Origin of the sequence: Streptomyces sp. Ncost-T10-10d (assembly GCF_900091955.1) — a bacterium.
GTDB lineage: Bacteria > Actinomycetota > Actinomycetes > Streptomycetales > Streptomycetaceae > Streptomyces.
Window position 1 is genome coordinate 1 of the sequence record NZ_FMDF01000125.1, and the last position, 2,506, is coordinate 2,506.

At 71.3% G+C, this 2,506-nt stretch carries 3 protein-coding genes and 1 pseudogene; all 4 read left to right on the forward strand.

The genetic code is table 11. From position 1 onward, the window contains the following. A partial coding sequence (locus GA0115254_RS19915; RefSeq protein ID WP_305137313.1) for an urease accessory UreF family protein occupies positions 1-325 on the forward strand: 325 nt, incomplete at its 5' end. A gap of 28 nt (positions 326-353) precedes the next feature. Next, a complete protein-coding gene (ureG, locus tag GA0115254_RS19920; protein ID WP_093896638.1) occupies positions 354-1,049 on the forward strand; it encodes an urease accessory protein UreG in 696 nt (231 codons plus the stop codon). Continuing rightward, complete coding sequence (locus GA0115254_RS19925) at positions 1,046-1,900, forward strand: urease accessory protein UreD (RefSeq protein ID WP_093896639.1); 855 nt, start codon at positions 1,046-1,048, stop codon at positions 1,898-1,900. The genes ureG and GA0115254_RS19925 overlap by 4 nt, the downstream gene beginning before the upstream one ends. 111 nt (positions 1,901-2,011) lie before the next feature. Then, positions 2,012-2,221, forward strand: a pseudogene (locus GA0115254_RS19930) (transcriptional regulator); the annotation flags it as partial. Between the last annotated feature and the right edge of the window lie 285 nt (positions 2,222-2,506).

Below are 2,506 nucleotides of genomic sequence, written 5' to 3' on the forward strand. Positions count from 1 at the left end.
GGGCGCCCACCAGCCGCTCGTGCTGGGCCTCGCCGCCCGGGCCGCCGGGCTCACCCCACTGGACGCCGCCTACGCCGCCGCGTACGAGAACGCCAGCGGCCCGGCCACCGCAGCGGTGCGCCTGCTCAGCCTCGACCCGCTCGACGCCTCGGGGCTGCTGGCCCGCCTCAGCTGCGATACCGACGCCGTCGCCGTAGCTGCTGCCCAGGCCGCGCACCGTGTCGCGGCCGAGGGGATCGACGCCCTGCCGTCGGCGTCCTCGCCGCTGCTGGACATCACCGGCGAACAGCACGCCGCCTGGACCGTCCGGCTCTTCGCTTCCTGAAACCTCTTTTTCACACCGGGAGTTCTTCGTGCACCTCGACCACCCTGTGACCATGCCGCAGCGCCACAGTCACAGCGCCGAGCCGCTCCGCGCCGACGGCAGCCGCCGAGCCCTCCGTGTCGGGCTGGGCGGGCCCGTCGGCTCCGGCAAGACAGCTAGCGTCGCCGCGCTCTGCCGCACCCTGCGGGACCGCTGGTCCATCGCCGTCGTGACCAACGACATCTACACCCGCGAAGACGCCGAGTACCTGCTGCGCGAGGCCGTGCTGCCGCCTGAGCGGATCACCGCGGTGGAGACCGGCGCGTGCCCGCACACTGCGATCCGCGATGACATCTCCGCCAACCTCGAGGCGGTCGAACACCTGGAGGAGGCCCTCCACCCCCTCGACCTCGTGCTCGTGGAGTCCGGTGGTGACAACCTCACCGCCACCTTCTCCAAAGGCCTCGTCGACGTGCAGATCTTCGTCATCGACGTCGCCAGCGGTGATGACATCCCCCGCAAGGGCGGCCCCGGAATCACCACCGCCGACCTCCTCGTCGTCAACAAGACCGACCTCGCCCCGCACGTCGGTGCCGACCTCGCCACCATGGTCGCCGACGCCGAACGGCAACGTGGTGACCTTCCCACCATCTTCACCAGCCTCACCTCGGACGACGGCATCCGCGAGATCGCCGACTGGGTCACCGGCCACCTGACCCGGTGGCGCGCGGAGGCTGCCTCATGAGCACCGGCACCCATCTCGCCAGGCCCAAGGCCCCGTGCGAAACGTACGCCCAGGCGGCCGGCGCCGAGGAACCCCCCGGACACCCGCACGGCGTGCTTGCCACCGCCCGCATCCGCGCCACCTTCAACGGACGCGTCACCACGCTCCCGCAACTGCGCAGCGACGGCCCGTTCCACCTACGACGCATGCGCACCTGCGGGAAGGCCGCCAGGGTGGGAATCATCGGCGCGATGAGCGCCCCGCTCGGCGGCGACCGGCTCACCCTCGACATCACCGCCGAGGACCGCGCCGAACTCGAAGTCACCACAGCCGCCGCCACGCTCGCCCTCCGCGGTCCCACGACCGCCTCGGCCACCTACGACGTACGGCTGACCGCCGGGGAACACGCCGGCTTGCGGTGGCTGCCACAGCCGCTGATCAGCGCCGCCGGCAGCAACCTGCAGCAGACCTGCACGGTCAACCTGGCCGCCACCTCACGACTGCTGCTCCGCGAGGAGCAGCTCCTGGGCAGAGCCAACGAGAAGCCGGGCCACCTCGTCACCCGCATCCGGGTCCAACACGCCGGACGCCCGCTGCTCGACCAACACACCGCCTACGGGGATCCCGAGCCCGGATGGGACGGCCCCGCAGTCCTGGGCGGACACCGAGCCGTAGGCCAACTTCTCATCGTGGATCCAGAGTTGGATATCCAGCGCGACCCCTTCCTGCTCCGCGAAGGGACCGAAGACGGCTGCGCCGTCCTTGCACCTCTGGCCGGCGGCCCGGCACTACTCGCCACCGCCCTCGCGCCGACCTCCTCCGCTCTGCGGGAGCTACTCGACGAGGCACTCGCACACGTACTCGGAGCGTAATGGGGGACTGTCCGGCGCCTCTCCGGACCGGCCGCGCAGATCGTCAGCCGTGATGGACCGGCCCCACGTGTCGGCTGAAGCCGGCCGAGCCGCTTCATCTCGTGCACGGTGAAGATCACCCGCATCCAGAAGGGCGAGGCACCGCCCTCTGACACGGACATCCGCACCTGGTGTACGGCCTGCGGCGCCGACGACCAGGCCGACGAACTGATCGCCACCGCCCGCGCGGTCGACTCCATGTACCTGGAGTGGCGCCGTCTGCACCGCAGCGGCATGCGCAAGGTCCAACAGAACCGGAACGCTCTTCACGAGCGCACCCGGGCGCCGGCGCCGCGCATCCCACCTGTACGAGTACCGGATTCGATCCCGACGTCGGCTGAACCACGGGCCGCGTACAGGCCGCGCGTGCAGTCCGCCCGGGGCCCAGATCGTGGCGGGCCCACGTTCGGCGGGACCGGGAGCCACTGATGGGGTGACTTCGGCGGGGGCGGCGGAGTGTCCGGGAATGCCGGCGGACCTCGCCGCGGCCATGACAGGTCGGGGAGCTGCCGGTGGTCAGTCAAGCGCGGCACCCACCTTCGCGTTCTTCGCGGGGATGGCGGAGAC